The sequence below is a fragment of the Candidatus Eisenbacteria bacterium genome (genome assembly GCA_035712145.1).
Classification (GTDB): domain Bacteria; phylum Eisenbacteria; class RBG-16-71-46; order RBG-16-71-46; family RBG-16-71-46; genus DASTBI01.
In genome coordinates this window covers 59,863-76,825 of the sequence record DASTBI010000221.1, presented here as the reverse complement: position 1 = coordinate 76,825, position 16,963 = coordinate 59,863, and the positions used below count along the sequence as shown (strand labels likewise).

Below are 16,963 nucleotides of genomic sequence, written 5' to 3'. Positions count from 1 at the left end.
GCGGGATGCTACACTCGCCGGCCGCATCGCCCCAGAGCGCCGGCCCCGAGTGTTCCCATGACCGAAGCATTGATCGTCTTCACCACATTCGCCTCCGAAGAGGACGCCGCCCGCGTGGCTCGCGTCCTGGTCGAGGAGCGGCTCGCGGCCTGCGCCAACCTGCTTCCTTCCGCACGCTCGATCTATCGCTGGAAGGGCGAGGTCAAGGACGAGCGCGAGGTCGTCGTCCTGCTCAAGACCCGCAAGCAGGACTGGGTGGCGCTGATGTCGCGGCTCCACGAGCTGCACGGCTACGACACACCGGAATGCGTCGCGGTGCGGATCGCCGCGGGCGCGCCGCGCTACATGGCTTGGCTCGAAGAGACGCTGGCGGGAGAAGCCGGGTGAGCGCATCGGATCTCGTCCTTTCGATCGAGACCTCGTGTGACGACACCTCGGTCGCCGTGCTCGAGCAAGGCCGGCGTCTGCGCGCGCATCTCATCGCCTCGCAGGACCTCCATCGCCTCTATGGCGGCGTGGTCCCCGAGCTGGCGGCACGCGCCCACCTCGAGCTGCTCCCGCAGCTCACGGCGCGAGCGCTCGCGGAAGCGGAGCTCGAGCCGGCCGACCTGACGGCCGTGGCGGTGACGCGCGCACCGGGACTGGTGGGCTCGCTGGTCGTGGGCGTTGCCTTCGCCAAGGCCTACGGCTACGCGCTCGGCATCCCGGTCGTCGGCGTCAACCACATCGAGGCGCACCTCCACGCGGCATCGCTGGAGCACGGCGAGGCTCCGTTGCCGGCGATTGCGCTGGTGGTCTCCGGAGGTCACACGGAGCTGGTGGAGATGCGCGGGTTCGGGCGCTATCGCTGGCTGGGGAGCACGCGCGACGACGCGGTGGGTGAGGCCTATGACAAGGTGGCGAAGCGGCTCGGCCTTCCGTTCCCGGGCGGGCCGCACGTGGACTCGCTGGCGGCCGAAGGCGATCCCGGGCGCTTCGACTTCCCACGGCCGATGCTCGATCGCAACGACTTCGAATTCTCGTTCTCGGGTCTCAAGACCGCGGTCGCGCTCGAGGCGGAGTCGCTGGGCGAGCCTCCGTACGACCGGGCTCGCGTCGCCGACCTGTGCGCCTCGTTCCAGGCGGCGGTGGTCGACACCTTGGTGGGAAAGGCCATGCGGGCGGTCCGCGCGACCTCTGCCCGCTCGCTCACCCTGGGTGGGGGCGTGGCGTGCAATCGCGCGCTGCGAGCGCGTCTCGCCGCGGAATGCGAGGCTGCGGGGGTGGCGTTGCGGATCCCGAGCCCCCGGCTCTGCGCCGATAACGCCGCCATGGTGGCGCTCGTGGGCGCGTGGTCTCTGGACGCCGGCCCGGTGTCCGAAGAGGGGCTCGAGGTGGTGGCGTCCCTGGAGGAGACCGGCCTCACGGAGAGCATCGTCTAGACCGCCTCCCCCATCCATGGCTGCGGCCGTCTGCGGACGGTCCTTCACCGCGACCGGCCGCTTCAGGCGACCCGGCGGTCCAGGTCCTCGCCCCGCTTCGAAGTCCTGAAGCCGCAAGCCCCTCCCGCCGATAACCCCGGTGGATCGGAATCCGCTCATCCGGCGGCGGGTCGTCACCCGCCGTGCTCTCTCACGTCAAACCCTCTCGACACCGTGACCAAACCCAAGATCCTGATCGCCGAGGACGAGATGAACTTGCGCGAGGTCCTGCGCTTCCAGCTCACGACGGCCGGCTACGACGTGGTGGAAGCCGAGGACGGCCAGCAGGCGATCGAGCGAGCCCGGGAAGTCATGCCCGACCTCCTGCTGCTCGACGTGATGATGCCCCACGTCGACGGCTTCCAGGTGGTGCGCGAGCTGCGCAAATCGTTCCTCACCCGGCACATCCCCATCATCATGCTGACCGCCAAGGCCGAGCTCGAAGACCGGCTGCACGGCTTCGACGACGGGGCGAACGATTACATCGTCAAGCCGTGGGACTACCGCGAGCTCAAGGCCCGGGTGCGGAACGCTCTCGCCTGGAGCCAGCAGCAACGCGCCGCCAGCCCGCTGACCGGCCTGCCCGGCAACCTGTCGATCGAGGAAGAGCTGCGTCACCGCCTCGAAACCGGGACCCCCTTCGCCCTGCTCGTGATCGACATCGATTACTTCAAGTCGTTCAACGACCACTACGGGTACGCGCGGGGCGACGACGCCATTCGCACCGTCGCCCGCATCCTCGTCGACCAGGCGCAGCGTCACGGCGGCTCCGAAGATTTCGTGGGGCATATCGGTGGAGACGACTTCGTGGTGCTCACCAAGCCGGTGCGCGCCGAGGCGCTGGCCGAGGACATCGTCCAGGACTTCGACGCCACGGTCGGGTCGTTCTATCACGAGGTCGACCGTGCCCGCGGCTTCGTGGAGGTCGCCAACCGGCGTCACGTGATCGAGCGCTTTCCGCTGATGAGCATCACGATCGCTCTCGTCAACACCGAGCGCATTCCCGTCACCCACCGTGCCGAGCTCGGCGACATCGCGCAGGAGCTGAAGGCGCACGGCAAGGGCATCCCGGGCAGCGTGGTGGTCGGCGAGCGGCGCGCGCGTGATTCCGGAGACGATGGCGCCCGGCAGGACGTGGCCTGACGAGGTCTGAGCGCATGGACGCCAGAACAGGGCATCAACCGGACGCGCACGGCATCGAGCAGCTCGCTCAGGCGATGCTGGCTCTGCGCAGCACCGCCGACGTCGGCACGGCGTGCACCATCGCCGCGGGCTGCGCCGGCCGCGCGCTGGACGCCACCGATTATCGGCTGCTGCGTCTCGATCGGCGCAGCGGCGCCATGCGCCTGCTCGACCCCGCCGGGGTCGAGACTCCCTATCTCGCCGAGGAGGGCGGTCCGGTCGAGTGGGTGGTGCGCCACGAGCGGGCCTGGTTCGACGAAGGCGCCGTTGGCGCGAGCCGGGAGACGCTGTTGTGGAACGAGTCTCCCGGCTCGCTGGCGGCTCTGCCGCTGGTCGCCTCGGGCGCTCTGCTCGGCTGCCTGCTGCTCGGTTTCAAGGGGCGCCGCGGGTTCTCGCAGCGCGACCGTCAGCTCGCCCAGGCCCTGGCCGATGCGCTCGCGCTCACGCTCGAGCGCGCGGAGCTCCATCGGCTGGTGGAGGAGGAGCGCGGGCGGCGGTCGGAGATGGAGCGGCGCGTGCACTCGGACGAGGAGTCCTCGGCGAGCCTGATGTCGCTCGTCGCCCACGAGATCCGCACCCCGCTCACGGCGATCAAGGCCTACACCGAGACGCTCATCGACACGCTGTCGAATCCGCACACCCCGCGTGAGCGATTCCTGGGCATCATCAACGAGGAGTGCGACCGGCTCTCGCGCCTGGTGACCGACATCCTCGATCTCTCGCGGCTCGAGGCCGGTCAGAAGCCGCTGCGGGTGGCGCGCACCGATCTGAGTGGACTGACGCGCGACGTGGTCGAGAGCCTCCAGCCCGTGGCCGCGCTGCGCCAGGTCGAGCTCCAGGTGTCGGCCGACGCCGGGATCGAGGTGCAGGCCGACCCTGACCTTCTGCGGCGTCTGTTCGTCAACCTGATCTCCAACGCCATCAAGTTCGCTCCCGTCGGCGGCCACGTGCGCCTGCACGCTCGCGTCGACGGCGAGAATTGGTCGGCGATGGTCCAGGACGACGGGCCGGGCATCCCGGCCGCCGATCTCCCGCGCGTCTTCGAGCGGTTCTTCCGCGGCCAGCGGGAGGGCGAGCAGCCGGTCGACGGAACCGGACTCGGGCTGGCGATCGCGCGCGGCATCACCGAGCTCCACGGCGGCCGTCTGTGGGCGGAGTCCCCGCCCGAAGGCGGCACCCAATTCTGCCTCACCATGCCGCGGCAGCAGATGGCGTCCGCGCGCGCGCGGCGCATCGCGCGCCTGCTCGTGGGCCGGAAGGACCTGCGCGAGCTGTTCGAAGCCACGGTGGAGATGGTGGCGGCCACGATGGATGCCGAGATCGTGTCGCTGATGATGGTCGATCCCGAGCGCGGCGACCTGTTCATCGTCGCCTCGCGCGGGCTCGACAGCGGCAAGCTCGACCGGCGCCGCATCGGCATGCGCTCCGGCGTGGCGGGATCGGTGGCGGCCTGGGGCCGGCCAATCCTGGTCGACAACATCGAGACCGACCGGCGCTTCCGCCGCCTCAACCATCCCCAGTACAACACCAAGTCGCTGCTCTCCATTCCGATCCAGGTCGAAGGTGAAGTGCTGGGCGTGGTGAACGTCAACAACAAGACGTCACGCACCGCGTTCGACGACAACGACCTGGCGCTGCTCGGCGCGCTGGTGGAGCGGATCGGCAGCGCGGTCGAGCGCGCCTACGCCTACCCCGACATCGGCCGCGTGGTCGAGGAAGCGACCGAGGCCATTCGCAGCATCACGCGACTCAAGCACGACGGTCTGCTCGGCGGCCGCGACGCGGTCGGCATGGCCCGCGCCGTCGCCCGGGCGCTCGACATGGGAACGTCCGACGTGGACGCGGTGGGTTACGTGGCGGCGATTCGCGATCTCGGCATGGCGCCGCTGCGCGACCGGCTGGCGCATGCCTCCCCGCTCGACGACGACGAGCGCCATGCGCTCATGCAGCACCCCGAAGCCGGCGTCGAGATGATCCGGCCGCTCGAATATCTGGGCTCCACCCGCGAGCTGATCCTTTCTCACCACGAGCGCTGGGACGGCACCGGCTATCCGCGGCGCCTGCAGGGCCAGCAGATTCCGCTCGGCGCGCGCATCCTGGCGGTGATCGACGCCTGGGAGAGCATGACCTCGGGCCGGCCTTATCGCGCGGCGCGCCGGCCCGACGAAGCGATGGCCGAGCTGCGCCGCGAGGCCGGCCGGCAGTTCGATCCCGAGGTCGTCGAAGCTTTCGCCCGAATCCAGGGCGGCCAGAAGGCGGCCGCATGAGCTCGCGTCGGCGCAAGGGCCCTTCCGCGCTGGAGCTCAAGCTCCAGACCGATCTGCTGCGCGCGCGCCGCGAGATCGACCACCTGAGGAAGGACGGTGGCGGAGAGGGAACGGAGGATCATCCCCTCGCGCGCCGCGTCCAGGAGCTCGAGCGCATCAAGGAGCGCCTGAGCCGCCTCTATTTCACCCAGCTCCACGAGAACCAGGAGCGCGCCGCGCGGCTGCAGGAGATCCTGCAGGCGCTGAGCGAGATCAACGCCGAACGCGAGCTCGAGACATTGCTCGACCGCATCGCGAGCACGATCCAGGACATCCTCGAGTTCCGCATCGTGCTGGTCCGCCTGCGCGACGCCCGCGACGAGCGCTTCCGCGCGGTGGCGTTCGCCGGACTCGGAGCCGTCGCTCAGTCCGCCCTCGAACGGGAGGAGATCGAGCTGGATGACGTGCTGTCGTGGCTCCGTCCGGACTTCAAGGTCAGCCACTCGTACTTCATCGGCCACAAGGACCCCTTCAACCGCTTGCTGCCGCCAGGCTACGTCCCCGACCTCGGAAGCCGCGAGCCGTGGGAGTGGCACGCGGAGGACGTGCTGCTGGTGCCGCTGGTCGACGGACGCGGCGAGATGATCGGCTACTTCTCGGTCGACGACCCGGCCGACCGCCTGGTGCCTTCGAAGGAAACCATCGAGCTGCTCGAAGTGTTCGCCACACACGCGGTGGTCGCGATCGAGAACGCGCGGCTCAACCGGCAGATCGCGCTCCGCACCCGTGAGCTCGAGGCGGCGGACATGCGCATGAAGGAAATGGACGAGCTGAAGAGCCGGTTCGTCGCCACGCTGTCCCACGAGCTGCGCTCGCCGCTCACCGCGATCCGCGCTTACACCGACACGCTGCGCTCCGCGGACGCCGAATCGCTGGCCCCGGGCAAGCTCGAGGAGCTCCTCCATGTGGTCGACGAGGAGGCGCAGCGGCTCACTCGCCTGACCGAGTCGGTGCTCGACCTCGAGCGGTTCGACTCCGTGGAGCACCGCGCCCGCCGCGAGCCCACCGACCTCGGCGATCTGGTCGAGGAAGTGGCCGGAATTCTGCGCCAGGCCGCCGAGCCCAGAAACGTGGAACTCAAGGTGGTGAGAGGACTTGCCGATACCGTCCTGGAAGCGGACCAGGACCAGCTGAGGCAGCTGGTCCTTCATCTGGGAAGCAATGCGGTGAAGTTCACTCCCTCGGGCGGGCGGGTGACGCTGAGGACGGGAGGCCGCTCGGACATGGTCAGGCTCGAGGTCGAGGACACAGGCGCCGGCATCCCGGAGGAAGCCATCGGGCCGCTCTTCGACCGCTTCGAATCCGCGGGCGGGGGACATTCGCGTCGTCCTGGAAGGAGCGGTCTCGGACTCGCGACATGCAGGTCGATCGCCGAGTGGCACGGCGGGCGGATCAGCGCGCGCAGCACGCCGGGCGAAGGCTCGTGTTTCACCGTACAGCTCCCGCGACAGCGCGGGCCGCGCGTCGTCCTGCGTCCCGACTCCGGTCTATCGGAATCGGCTCGCGACGTGCTGCGGCTCGGCGTGGAGATGGTGGCCGAAGTCATGGATGCCGCCACGGTCTCGTTCATGTCGGTGGAGCCGGATCAGAGCCTGGTCATCCAGGCGGCGATCGGCCTGGACGTCCAGGTGGTGCGCGAAGCCCGCGTGCGCCGCGGCGCCGGAGTGGCGGGCTGGGTCGTGGAGCAGCGCCGACCGGTGTGCACCTCGGGAAGCGAGGACACGAACGTGCGGGGCTCGGGGCGCTCGAGCTACCAGACCGGAACGTTCCTCTCGGTGCCGATCGAAGCCGGCGGCGAGCTGCTGGGCGTGCTCAACGTCACCGAGCCCGATACCGGAAACCCGTTCCAGATCGAAGACTGTCATCTGCTGCTCGAGCTGGCCGAGACGATCGCGCACGCGTGGCGCAAGGCGCTCGCCACCGACGCGCGCCAGGCCGAAGTCGCGACCACGAAGCAGGCGCTGCGCACCGTGGTGGATCACGTGCGCCAGAGCCGCCGGCGCGCGCCGGGACGGATCGCGCTGGCGCGAGCGGTCGCCCTCGAGCTCGGGCTGAACGCGGCGGAAGCTTCGGCCGTGGCGTTCGCCGCCACGCTCCACGATCTCGGCATGACGATGATCGATCCCGAGATCCTCGACGGTCACGACCCGCTCACGCCCGCGCAGAAGCACGAGATCGAGCGCCACGTGGAGCTGGGCGATCGGGTGCTCGAGCACCTCGCGACCATGGGTGCTCCGGGCGTCGAGCTGCTGGAGACGCTGCAGGACGTGCGCGAGGTGGTGATGTCGCACCACGAATGGTGGGATGGCACCGGATACCCGCGCGGACTGAGGGGCACGGCGATCCCGGTGGGCGCGCGCGTGCTCGCCGCCGTGGATGCCTTCGAGAGCCTGGTCACGGGCCGGCCGCATCGCGAGCCAGAGCCCATCGATGCCGCGATCGCGGTCCTCATCGGACTGCGTGATCGCCAGTTCGACCCAGACGTGGTCGATGCGCTCGTGCGGGCGGTTGCTCGCGGTGCATGGACTCAGCGCGGCCCGGTCAGTCACAACGCGGCCGAAGCAGGGAGGTGATTCGGATGGCGAAGGGGAAGATCCTGGTCGTCGACGACGAGATCTACATCGTGCACATCCTCGATTTCAGCCTGGGGATGGAGGGCTACGAGGTCGTCACCGCGCTGGACGGGGAACAGGCGATCGAGCAGGCGCGTGCCGAGAAGCCGGACCTCATCGTGCTCGACATCATGATGCCGAAGCTGGACGGTTACGAGACCTGCAAGATTCTCAAGGCCGAGAAGGAGACACGAGACATTCCCGTGATCCTCCTGTCGGCGAAGGGACGCAACGTGGATCAGAAGATCGGCTTCGAGGTCGGAGCCGACGACTACATCACCAAGCCCTTCAGCCCCCGCAAGCTGGTCGAGCGGATCAACTCGATCCTGGGCCAGACCAACCCGCAGCGCATGCAGGCCTAGCCTCCGAAGCTCATCACGGCGCTTCGCGAGGCAGGCCAGCCGGCGTGCGTCTCGATGAGGCCGTGTCGTCCGCCCCGGGGGTTCCCCGCCCCTCTAGAGCTTCAGGCCGCGGTCCCGGAACTCGATGACATCGTCGATGCTGAGCGTGCCCTTGATGCGCGCACGGACCTTGCGCACGTAGTGCGCGTCGACCCCATGGTCGCGAGCGCGGCGCAAGTCCTGCCACGCCAAGTTGGGGAATCCCGCTTCGGCCATCGAGCGAGCGTATTCCGGATCGACGCCGTGGTCTCTGAGCGTCACCAGCTCTTCGGGGTCGAGGTCCCGATAGCCGAGCTCGCGAAAGCCGGCGGCGAATTCGGCATCCACGCCGTGATCGCGAAGCCGGACCAGCTCGGACAGGGAGAGGCCCTTGAGCTGCGAGCCGAAGGCCTCGATGAAATCGGCATCGACGCCATGGTCGCGCGCATGGACGAGCTTCTCGGGATCGAGGTCGCGGTAACCGAGCTTCGCGAGTCCAGCGATGTAATCGGGATCCACGCCGTGGTCGCGCATCCGGATCAGCAGCTCGGGATCCTGGACCCGGTAGCCGAGCTTGTTCATCCCGCGCAGATACCCGAGGTCGACTCCGTGGTTGGCCATCGTGACCAGGGTGCGCGTCTCCGGCCTCCGGTAACCCTGCGACTTCAACTCGTCGACGAAGGCCAGGCCGATGTCCATGAACGCGAGCGAGAACTGCTGCGACTCGGTGGGGCGCTCGTAACCGCGGCGCACCAGCTGATCGTCGAACGTGGGATCGGGCTCGAAGGTCCACTCGCCGCGGCCCTTGCCGCTCGAGGTCCGGCCTTCGAGCTGGAACGTGCCCGCGTCGCGAATCAGCGAGAAACGGACGTCGGACGTCGAGGTCTCGAGCCAGCGAGGATCGAAACCCTGGAGGGTGCGGAGCGGCACGTCGTCACCCCCCTGCCAGTGGCGCGACATGCCGTCCGTGTACCGCATCGTGAAATGGACGACATCGGCCGACTTGCCGCGCTCGATGGTCCAGTCGCCGGCGCGACCCGCGACCGACGTGGAAGGAAGAAGGGCGAAGCCCAGAGCCAGAAGGAGGACTCGGCGGTTCATGGCAGACTCCTGAGAGGGCAGACGAATCGGATCCAGTTCACGAGCTTGGACGGAGCGTACGGCTGAAAGGTTGCCTGCGGCTACGCCTCACCCGCTCGCGGCCTGCGCTACATTGCGGCCATGTCCTTCGCCCAGGTGGCGCTGGCCCTTCCGCTGCGGCAGACCTTCGCCTACCACGTGCCCGATTCGCTCGCCGCGGAAGTCCGCCCCGGGGTCCAGGTCCAGGTGCCCTTCCGCGGCCGCGCCCGGCGCGGCATCGTGGTCTCACTGACCGGCGAGAACCCGCGTGACCACGTGCTCCAAGTGGCGGCGGCATTTCCCCCCGCCATGTTCGACCCTCATCTGCTCGCCTTCACGCGCTGGATCGCCGACTACTACCTCACCCCGTGGGGTGAAGTGCTGTCCAGAGCACTCCCCGGAGGCGGGGAAGGTCTGGCGAAGAGCCGGGCGCGCCGCGCCGCGGTCGAGGACCGCGTGCTGGCTGCGCCGTTGCCCGATCGCTTCACGCTGACCGCCGAGCAGCGCGCCGCGACCAAGGCCGTCGAGCAGGCGGCCAGCTCCGGCGGTTTCGCTCCGCTGCTCCTTCATGGAGTGACCGCCAGCGGCAAGACCGAGGTCTATCTGCGCGGCGCCGCGGCCGCCCGGGAGTCGGGAGGACAGACTCTGGTGCTGGTTCCCGAGGTGGCGCTGTCGTCGCAGCTCGTGCGCGAGTTCCGGCGCCGCTTCGGCACGCGCGTCGGCGTGCTGCACTCGTACCTTTCGGTGGCCGAGCGCCGGCGCAACTGGGAGCTGGCGCGGCGCGGCGCGCTCGACGTCGTCGTGGGGGCGCGCTCCGCGGTGTTCGCTCCGCTGCCGGCGCCGCGGCTGATCGTGATCGACGAGGAGCACGAGCCTGCCTACAAGCAAGGCGCTCCGCCTCGCTATCACGGCCGCGACGCGGCGGTGCGCCGCGCACAGATGCTCGGCATCCCCGTGGTGCTCGGATCGGCGACGCCTTCGCTCGAATCCCTGGCCAACGCCTCGCGCGGGAAGTACAGGCTGCTCTCGCTCAAGCACCGCGTGGACGGACGCGCGCTGCCCAAGGTGAACGTGGTCGATTCCCGTCGCGAGGACGTGGCCTCGACGATGTCGGCGCCGCTCCGTCACGCGCTGGCCGAGCGTCTCGGGCGCGGCGAGCAGGCGATCCTGTTCCTCAATCGCCGCGGTCACTCGCATCACACCCAGTGCCGCGCGTGCGGCTTCGTTCCGAGTTGTCCCCACTGCGACATCGCGCTCACGCTCCATCTCGTTCCACGCTCCTGGCGCTGCCACTATTGCGACCATCACGAGCCCGCGCGCGGCGAGTGTCCGAGCTGCGGGGGCAAGCTGTTGCGCTTCTCCGGCTCGGGCACCCAGCGCGCGGAGCGCGAGCTGGCGCGCGCATTTCCATCGGCCCGCGTGCTGCGCCTCGACACCGACGTGGCCCGCGATCGCGAGCGGCCCGAGGCCATCCTGTCGGCTTTCGCGCGCGGCGAAGCGGACGTGCTGGTCGGCACCCAGATGGTGGCCAAGGGGTTCGACTTCCCACGCGTCACGCTGGTCGGCGTGCTCGACGCCGACGTCGCGCTGCACCTTCCCGACTTCCGCGCCGCGGAGCGCACCCTTCAGCTGGTCACCCAGGTGGCGGGTCGCGCGGGACGCGGGCGCGATCCCGGCGAGGTGCTGGTGCAGACATGCTCGCCCGAGCATCCCGCCATCGTCGCCGCGACGACCGGAGACACCGAGCGTTTCGTCCGCGGCGAGCTTTCCGAACGCCGCGAGGCGGGCTATCCGCCGTTTCGCCGCCTGGCCACGCTGCTGCTCGACGGCCCCGACGAGTCGCAGGTCGAGGACGCCGCGGAGGCGTGCGCCACGGCGCTGCGTCCCACCGCCGATTCGCGGCGCGTCGAAGTGCTCGGACCTTCGCCCCATGCGTTCGCTCGCCTGCGCGGAAGGCATCGCTGGCACGTCCTGCTGAAGGGCGAGGGGGCGGCCGTGAGAGCCTGCGCCGCCGCGGGGCTCGACTGGGCGGAGACGCGGGCGCGGCCAGGCGCCGTGAGGGTGCAGGTCGACGTGGATCCGGTCGAGATCCTGTGAGGCCGGCCTAGCGGAAGGGCCGCGACAGCACGTGGCGGAACGACCACGGCCCGGAAACGGCGGCTCGGTCGCCCGGGCCGCTCCGGCTTGACGCGCCTCATCTTAGCGGACAAGATTCGAGCGCTTTCCACGACCCGTGGCCCCTGAGGCCCTGGCACTCTTTCCGCTCTAGTCCCTGCGTTCATGACGCCCGAGACCCCCAGCCCCACCACCATTCCAGCCGCCGGACCGGCCGTCCCTTCGACCGATGGGGACGCTCCGATCACCTTCGACCGGGTTCAGGACGATTCCCGGATCCGGGTCTATGTCCGCCATGCGGACGACTGCCTGGCGAAGATCGGCTACACCGAGCACGGCGAGCGGCACGTGGGGCTGGTGGCGCACATCGCGTTCAACATCCTCAAGCGCCTGGGCCATCCCGAGCGCGAGTCGGAGCTGGCTGCGATCGCCGGCTACATGCATGACATCGGGAACGGGGTGAATCGCGAGTACCACGCCCAGATCGGGGCGGTGATGGCCATGCAGATCCTGGTCCCGATGGGGATGTCCGACCCGGAGATCGCCAAGATCATGGGCGCGATCGGCAATCACCACGAGTCCGACGGCGATCCGGTGAGCGCGGTGGCCGCGGCTTTGATCCTGGCCGACAAGAGCGACGTCCATCGCACGCGGGTGCGCAATCCGGACTTCATCCGCTTCGACATCCACGATCGCGTGAACTATGCCGTCGAGAAGAGCTTCCTCAACGTGGACGAGGGCAAGAAGGTCGTGACGCTGGAATTGACGATCGACACCGCCATCTCGCAGGTCATGGAGTATTTCGAGATCTTCATGAGCCGGATGCTGGCGTGCCGTAAGGCGGCCGCGTTCCTGGGGTGCCAGTTCGGGCTCACGGTGAACGGGAATCGCCTCACCTAAGGAGGAGAAACGTGAAGCTGAGCACGATTGCGCGTGGCGGCGTTCTCGCCGCACTGATCGGGACGCTGCTCGCCGGGGCCGCGGACGCGCGCAACCCGCACTGCGCCGGTGGCATCCAGTACGTGACGCAGGCGATGAAGGACAAGGACAAGGGCAACCTCGAGGACTACAAGCGCGAGATCAACAAGGCGGTCCAGCAGCTCGAGCTGTGCTCGAAGGAGGATCCCGCGGACTTCGAGGGCGCCGGCTACCTGGGATGGGCCTATGCCGAGGTCGACAGCATGGCCAAGGCGGGCGCCGCCTTCGAGACCGCCGTCCAGGGATTGAAGAAGAAGGGTGACGTCAAGAAGGCCGAACAGTGGGTCAACAACCGCCAGGCCTTCTGGGTGCAGAACTACAACAACGGAATCTCCAAGATCAACGATGCTCAGGCGATGTATCCGGACTTCTGCAAGGAGGCGAGCGACGCCGAGAAGTCGACGCGGGCCGACGCCGAGAAGAACTACCAGCTCGCGATCGCCAGCCTGAACAAGGCGCTGGCCTTGAAGCCGGGTGACGCGCAGACCATGCGGACCATCGCCAAGGTGTACGCGACCACCTGTGATTACACGCGCGCCGAGCAGGCGCTGCGCGAAGGACTGAAGGCCGCTCCCGGCGACACGGCGATGACAGAGATGCTCAAGGGTGTGACCATGAACAACTGCGCCTTGCTCGGCAACTCCAAGAAGTACGACGAGGCGCTCGCGTGCTACGAGGGGATCGCCAAGTCGGATCCCAAGAACTCCGATGTGCACAGCGCCATGGGCGACATCCGGTTCAATCGCGCGCAGGCGCTCAAGGCCGATGCGCAGAAGGCGGAGTTCGCCGCCGGCGGCGCGCACTACGCCAAGGCTTTCGAGATCAAGCCCACCGATGCGGACCTGAGCTTCAACGCGGCGCTCAGCTATCAGAACGCGCAGATGTGGGACAAGGCGGAGCCGTTGTGGGCCAAGACCGCGCAGATTCGCCCCAACGACCCTGACGTGCATTCGGCCTGGGGCCTGGTGCTGGCCGAGCTCAAGCGCTGCTCCGACGCGATCTCTCATGCGCACAAGGCCGTCGAGCTGAAGGCGCAGGATCCGAATTTCCACCGCCAGCTCGGGACGACCTACACGCGCTGCGGCAACGCCACGAAGGGCACCGACGAGCTGGTGGTGTTCCTCGCGATGCGCGACGGCAAGCCGGTGACGGACGTGGCGGCTCAGGCCAAGAGCGCCAGGCAGGGGACCGAGGCCGCGAAGACCCTGGCCGTCGACGGAGTCCCCGAGGCGATCTATCTGTGGGAAACGGACGGCAAGAAGTACGAGACCTGGTTCTACTGGGGCAAGAAGCGCGCGCTCGCCTTCAGCGACGGCGCGCTGACCCGCAAGTCCGACTGGGCCGCGGCCGACACCAAGACCGCTTCGGGCAAGTAGTCCGGGCCGGAATGTGACCGCAGAGGCGCCGCGCGGTCGCGTCGCGATCCTGGGCTTCGGCAATCAAGGCGAAGCCCAGGCGCTGAATCTCAGGGATTCGGGCTGCGACGTGATCGTGGGGGCGCGCCCGGGCGAAGGCGCCACGCGTGCGCTCGCGGCGGGTTTCCAGGTTCTCGCGCTGCGCGAGGCCGCCGAGATCGCCGCCGTGGTGGCGGTGATGCTCCCCGATCAGGAAGTGCCGGGGCTGTGGCCCGAGCTCGCGGTGAGCCGCGCGCGACCGGTCACCATCGTCTTCGCGCATGGCTTCAACCTCCTCTACGGCGCGCTCGATCTGCCCGCGGAGGCGGACGTCGTGCTGGTCTCGCCCACTGGACCCGGCCGAATGCTGCGCGAGCGATTCGTCGCGGGCTCCGGTCTGCCGGCGTACCTCGCGGTCGCCCAGGACGCCAGCGGCAAAGCCTGGGAGACCGCCGAGTCGTACGCCGCCGGCATCGGCTCCGCGCGCGCGCGACTGTGGCGGACCACGGTCGCCGAAGAGACCGAGGTGGATCTCTTCGGCGAGCAGGTGGTGTTGTGCGGCGGCATGAATGCGCTGGTGACCGCGGCCTTCGAAACACTGACGGCGCGTGGCTACGCGCCCGAGATCGCGTATCTCGAATGTGTTCACCAGCTCAAGTACCTGGCCGATCTGCTCCACGAGCGCGGCGTCGCCGGCATGCGCCGGGGCATCAGCGGCACCGCGCTGTTCGGCGATCTCACCCGGGGATCGCGGGTGATCGGTCCGGAATCCCGCGAGCAGATGGCGGCGATCCTCGACGAGATCCGCTCCGGAGCCTTCGCTCGGGAGTGGCAGAGCGAGCAGGCCCGGGGCAGCGTCCGTCTGAAGGAGATGGTCGATGCGTCGGCTCGCCACCCGATCGAGGAGGCCCGCCGGCGAGCCCTCGGAGAGGCGCCGGGCTGAGGAGAGGGCCAGAATCGCGCAACGCCTTGTCCAAAAACTGATTGACAGGTTTTTCAGTGGATTGTTAGCCTGCGAATGGTCGCTTGGACCTGAGCCCCCGTGGGGCCCACAAGTCCCGGCAGGAGGTGGAGATGACCAAAGCCGACATTGTGGATCAGATTGCGGAGCGGACCGGTCTCACCAAGAAGGACGTCGCCGAGACCGTCGACTCGTTTCTGAACGCCGTCGCCCGCGCCCTTTCCAATGGCCACCACATCGAGATTCGTGGGTTCGGGACTTTCCGAGTGAAGGATCGCAAGTCACGAATCGCTCGTAACCCGCGCACCGGCGAAGCCGTTCCCGTCCCGCCCCGCAAAGTGCCGGTGTTCAAGGTGTCGAAAGAGTTGAAGGACATGGTCTCGCAGGGCTGAAGCCCTCGAGCTCGACTTCGATCACCTGCTGCGCGAGCGCCTAGCGCGCCTTCCCTGACTAGTCCCGGCTGTTCCTCAGCATGATCAGCCGCAGAAGCTGGATCGCCGCCATGCCGGCCGCCGCCACATAGGTGAGGGCCGCCGCATCGAGGACCTTCTTCGCCTGGCCGATCTCTTCGGGCATCACCGATCCCGAGGAGGTGAGCTGCGCCAGCGCACGCTTGCTGGCGTCGAACTCCACCGGCAGGGTCACCAGAGAGAACAGCACCGCGCCGGTGAACAGGAAGATGCCGATGTCCATCAACGTGCCCGAGATCCCGGGAATGTTGAAGAACAGCCCGACCAGGAACAGCGGAAACGCCAGCATGCTGCCGAAACCCGCGACCGGGGCCAGCAGGGTGCGGAACTGGAGCGGGGCATAACCCTGGGCGTGCTGCAGCACGTGACCGACTTCGTGCGCCGCGACCGCGATCGAGGCGATCGAAGAGTCGCGATAGTTGTGCGAGGAGAGCCGCACCTTCTTGACGCGCGGGTCGTAATGGTCGCTCAGGATGCCCCCGACTTCCTCGACCGCCACGTCCGTGACGCCGTTGCGCGCCATGATCCCGAGCGCGATCTCGCGGCCCGTCCGGCCGTTGCTCGCCTGGACTTTGGAGAAACGCTGGTAGGTGGACTGGACCTTCCACTGCGCCCAGAACGCGAAGATCATCGCCGGGATCAGCAGGAAGAAGGTGGGGTCGTAGAACATCGGTGAAGCCTCCTCTAGGACCGGCGCGCCACGGGCCGGCTCGGTCTGACGCGCCTTGAGATGCGCCGCGCGGCTCCTGGAATCGCCGCGTTTCAGGCCAGCGCGAGTGAGCCGATACTTCGCGGATTGCACCGTGGTTTTGTCAGGATTGTGTCAGACTGGACGCCCGAGCCGCGAACCATCGACGGCTCTTGTCCCTTACACTGCGCCCGCGCGACGACATTCCATGGAGTGTGTCCCTTGAATCCCACGGTGGACCTGCGCAGCGACACCGTCACCCGGCCGACGCCCGCGATGCGGCGCGCGATCGCGGAGGCGATCGTCGGCGACGACGTGATCGGCGACGATCCCACGGTGCTCGAGCTCGAGCGGCGGGTGGCGGATCTCACCGGCAAGGAAGCCGCCGTGTTCGTGCCGAGCGGCACGATGGGCAATCAGCTCGGCATCGCGGTGCACACCGAGCCCGGCGATCAGGTCCTGATCGAGCGCGAGTCCCACATCTTCCACTACGAGCAGGGCGGGCTCGCCGCCAACAGCGGTTGCCTCGCGAGCCTCGCCGACACGAAGCGCGGCGCGATCACGCCCGAGATGCTCGACGCGGCGATCGAGGACCATCGCGACGATCACGTCGCGCGACTCGCGCTGGTGTGCGCCGAGAACACCCACAACCGCCACGGCGGCGCCGTGGTTCCGCTCGAGGCGCTGCGCGCCCTCGCGGCCGCGGCGCGCGAGCGGGGTGTCCGCGTGCACCTCGACGGGGCCCGGCTGTGGAACGCCAGCGTCGCCACCGGGATCCCGATGCGCGAGTGGGCCGCGACGGCGGATAGCGTGATGATGTGCTTCTCCAAAGGGCTCGGCGCGCCGGTCGGATCGATCCTCGTCGGCGAGGCCGGCGCCATCCGCAAGGCACGGCGGGTGCGCAAGCGCTGGGGAGGGGGCATGCGTCAGGTGGGCATTCTCGCGGCGGCCTGTCTCCATGCGCTCGACCATCACCTCGACCGGCTGGCCGACGACCATCGCCGGGCGCGCGACCTGGCTGCGCTCATCGCGTCATTGCCCGGCATCCGGGTGAGCGAGCCCGAGACCAACATCGTCTTCGTGGATTTCGAGCATCCGGCCCTCGACCTCACGAGCGTCTACGAGCGACTCGAACGGCGGGGCATCCAGACGCTTCCCTACGGCAAGCGCCGCCTGCGGCTGACCACGCACCTGGACGTCGACGACACGGGCATCGCGCGCGCCGCCGATGCGCTTCAGGCGGTGGTCGAGGAAGCGCTCGCCCCGTCGCGGGCGTGACGGTGGACGGAGCCCAGGGT

14 protein-coding genes are annotated in these 16,963 nt (G+C 68.7%); 12 read left to right on the top strand and 2 right to left on the bottom strand.

The genetic code is table 11. The annotated features are described in order from the left end of the window. Positions 1-57: 57 nt before the first annotated feature. From cutA to VFQ05_15790, 6 genes are all read left to right on the top strand, one after another. Positions 58-387 carry a divalent-cation tolerance protein CutA gene (gene cutA / locus VFQ05_15815; GenBank protein ID HET9328234.1) on the top strand — a complete coding sequence of 110 codons (330 nt, stop codon included), beginning with the start codon at positions 58-60 and terminating at the stop codon, positions 385-387. After that, positions 384-1,421: a tRNA (adenosine(37)-N6)-threonylcarbamoyltransferase complex transferase subunit TsaD gene (tsaD, locus tag VFQ05_15810; GenBank protein ID HET9328233.1), complete on the top strand. Its 1,038-nt coding sequence runs from the start codon at positions 384-386 to the stop codon at positions 1,419-1,421. The genes cutA and tsaD overlap by 4 nt, the downstream gene beginning before the upstream one ends. 213 nt (positions 1,422-1,634) lie before the next feature. After that, complete coding sequence (locus VFQ05_15805; GenBank protein HET9328232.1) at positions 1,635-2,603, top strand: response regulator; 969 nt, start codon at positions 1,635-1,637, stop codon at positions 2,601-2,603. Positions 2,604-2,617: 14 nt separating this feature from the next. After that, the gene (locus VFQ05_15800) at positions 2,618-4,909 is read left to right on the top strand and encodes an HD domain-containing phosphohydrolase (protein HET9328231.1); all 2,292 of its coding nucleotides are present in this window, start codon (positions 2,618-2,620) and stop codon (positions 4,907-4,909) included. After that, complete coding sequence (locus VFQ05_15795) at positions 4,906-7,521, top strand: HD domain-containing phosphohydrolase (protein ID HET9328230.1); 2,616 nt, start codon at positions 4,906-4,908, stop codon at positions 7,519-7,521. Before VFQ05_15800 ends, VFQ05_15795 begins: the two co-directional genes overlap by 4 nt. 5 nt (positions 7,522-7,526) lie before the next feature. Beyond that, positions 7,527-7,922: a response regulator gene (locus tag VFQ05_15790; protein HET9328229.1), complete on the top strand. Its 396-nt coding sequence runs from the start codon at positions 7,527-7,529 to the stop codon at positions 7,920-7,922. Between the two features lie 93 nt (positions 7,923-8,015). Here VFQ05_15790 and VFQ05_15785 read toward each other — a convergent pair whose 3' ends face one another. Then, complete coding sequence (locus tag VFQ05_15785; protein HET9328228.1) at positions 8,016-9,041, bottom strand: hypothetical protein; 1,026 nt, start codon at positions 9,039-9,041, stop codon at positions 8,016-8,018. 120 nt (positions 9,042-9,161) lie between these two features. Between VFQ05_15785 and priA the strand changes: the two genes are divergently transcribed. From priA to VFQ05_15760, 5 genes are all read left to right on the top strand, one after another. Continuing rightward, positions 9,162-11,156: a primosomal protein N' gene (priA, locus tag VFQ05_15780; protein HET9328227.1), complete on the top strand. Its 1,995-nt coding sequence runs from the start codon at positions 9,162-9,164 to the stop codon at positions 11,154-11,156. Between the two features lie 183 nt (positions 11,157-11,339). Beyond that, a complete protein-coding gene (locus VFQ05_15775; protein ID HET9328226.1) occupies positions 11,340-12,074 on the top strand; it encodes an HD domain-containing protein in 735 nt (244 codons plus the stop codon). An 11-nt stretch (positions 12,075-12,085) separates the two neighbouring features. Beyond that, positions 12,086-13,528, top strand: coding sequence for a tetratricopeptide repeat protein (locus VFQ05_15770; protein ID HET9328225.1), 1,443 nt, complete (start codon positions 12,086-12,088; stop codon positions 13,526-13,528). Positions 13,529-13,541: 13 nt separating this feature from the next. Further along, positions 13,542-14,489 (top strand): ketol-acid reductoisomerase, encoded by a 948-nt coding sequence (gene ilvC, locus VFQ05_15765; GenBank protein HET9328224.1) that lies wholly within the window; start codon positions 13,542-13,544, stop codon positions 14,487-14,489. A gap of 131 nt (positions 14,490-14,620) precedes the next feature. Then, positions 14,621-14,899 (top strand): HU family DNA-binding protein, encoded by a 279-nt coding sequence (locus VFQ05_15760; GenBank protein HET9328223.1) that lies wholly within the window; start codon positions 14,621-14,623, stop codon positions 14,897-14,899. A 58-nt stretch (positions 14,900-14,957) separates the two neighbouring features. Here the strand turns inward: VFQ05_15760 and VFQ05_15755 are convergent, their stop codons facing one another. Next, entirely contained in the window at positions 14,958-15,647 is a 690-nt protein-coding gene (locus VFQ05_15755) for a zinc metallopeptidase (protein ID HET9328222.1), read from the bottom strand. A 240-nt stretch (positions 15,648-15,887) separates the two neighbouring features. On the opposite strand from VFQ05_15755, the gene VFQ05_15750 reads away from it, so the two are divergent. Next, positions 15,888-16,943, top strand: a complete 1,056-nt coding sequence (locus VFQ05_15750) for a GntG family PLP-dependent aldolase (protein ID HET9328221.1) — start codon at positions 15,888-15,890, stop codon at positions 16,941-16,943. The last annotated feature ends 20 nt before the right edge of the window (positions 16,944-16,963 follow it).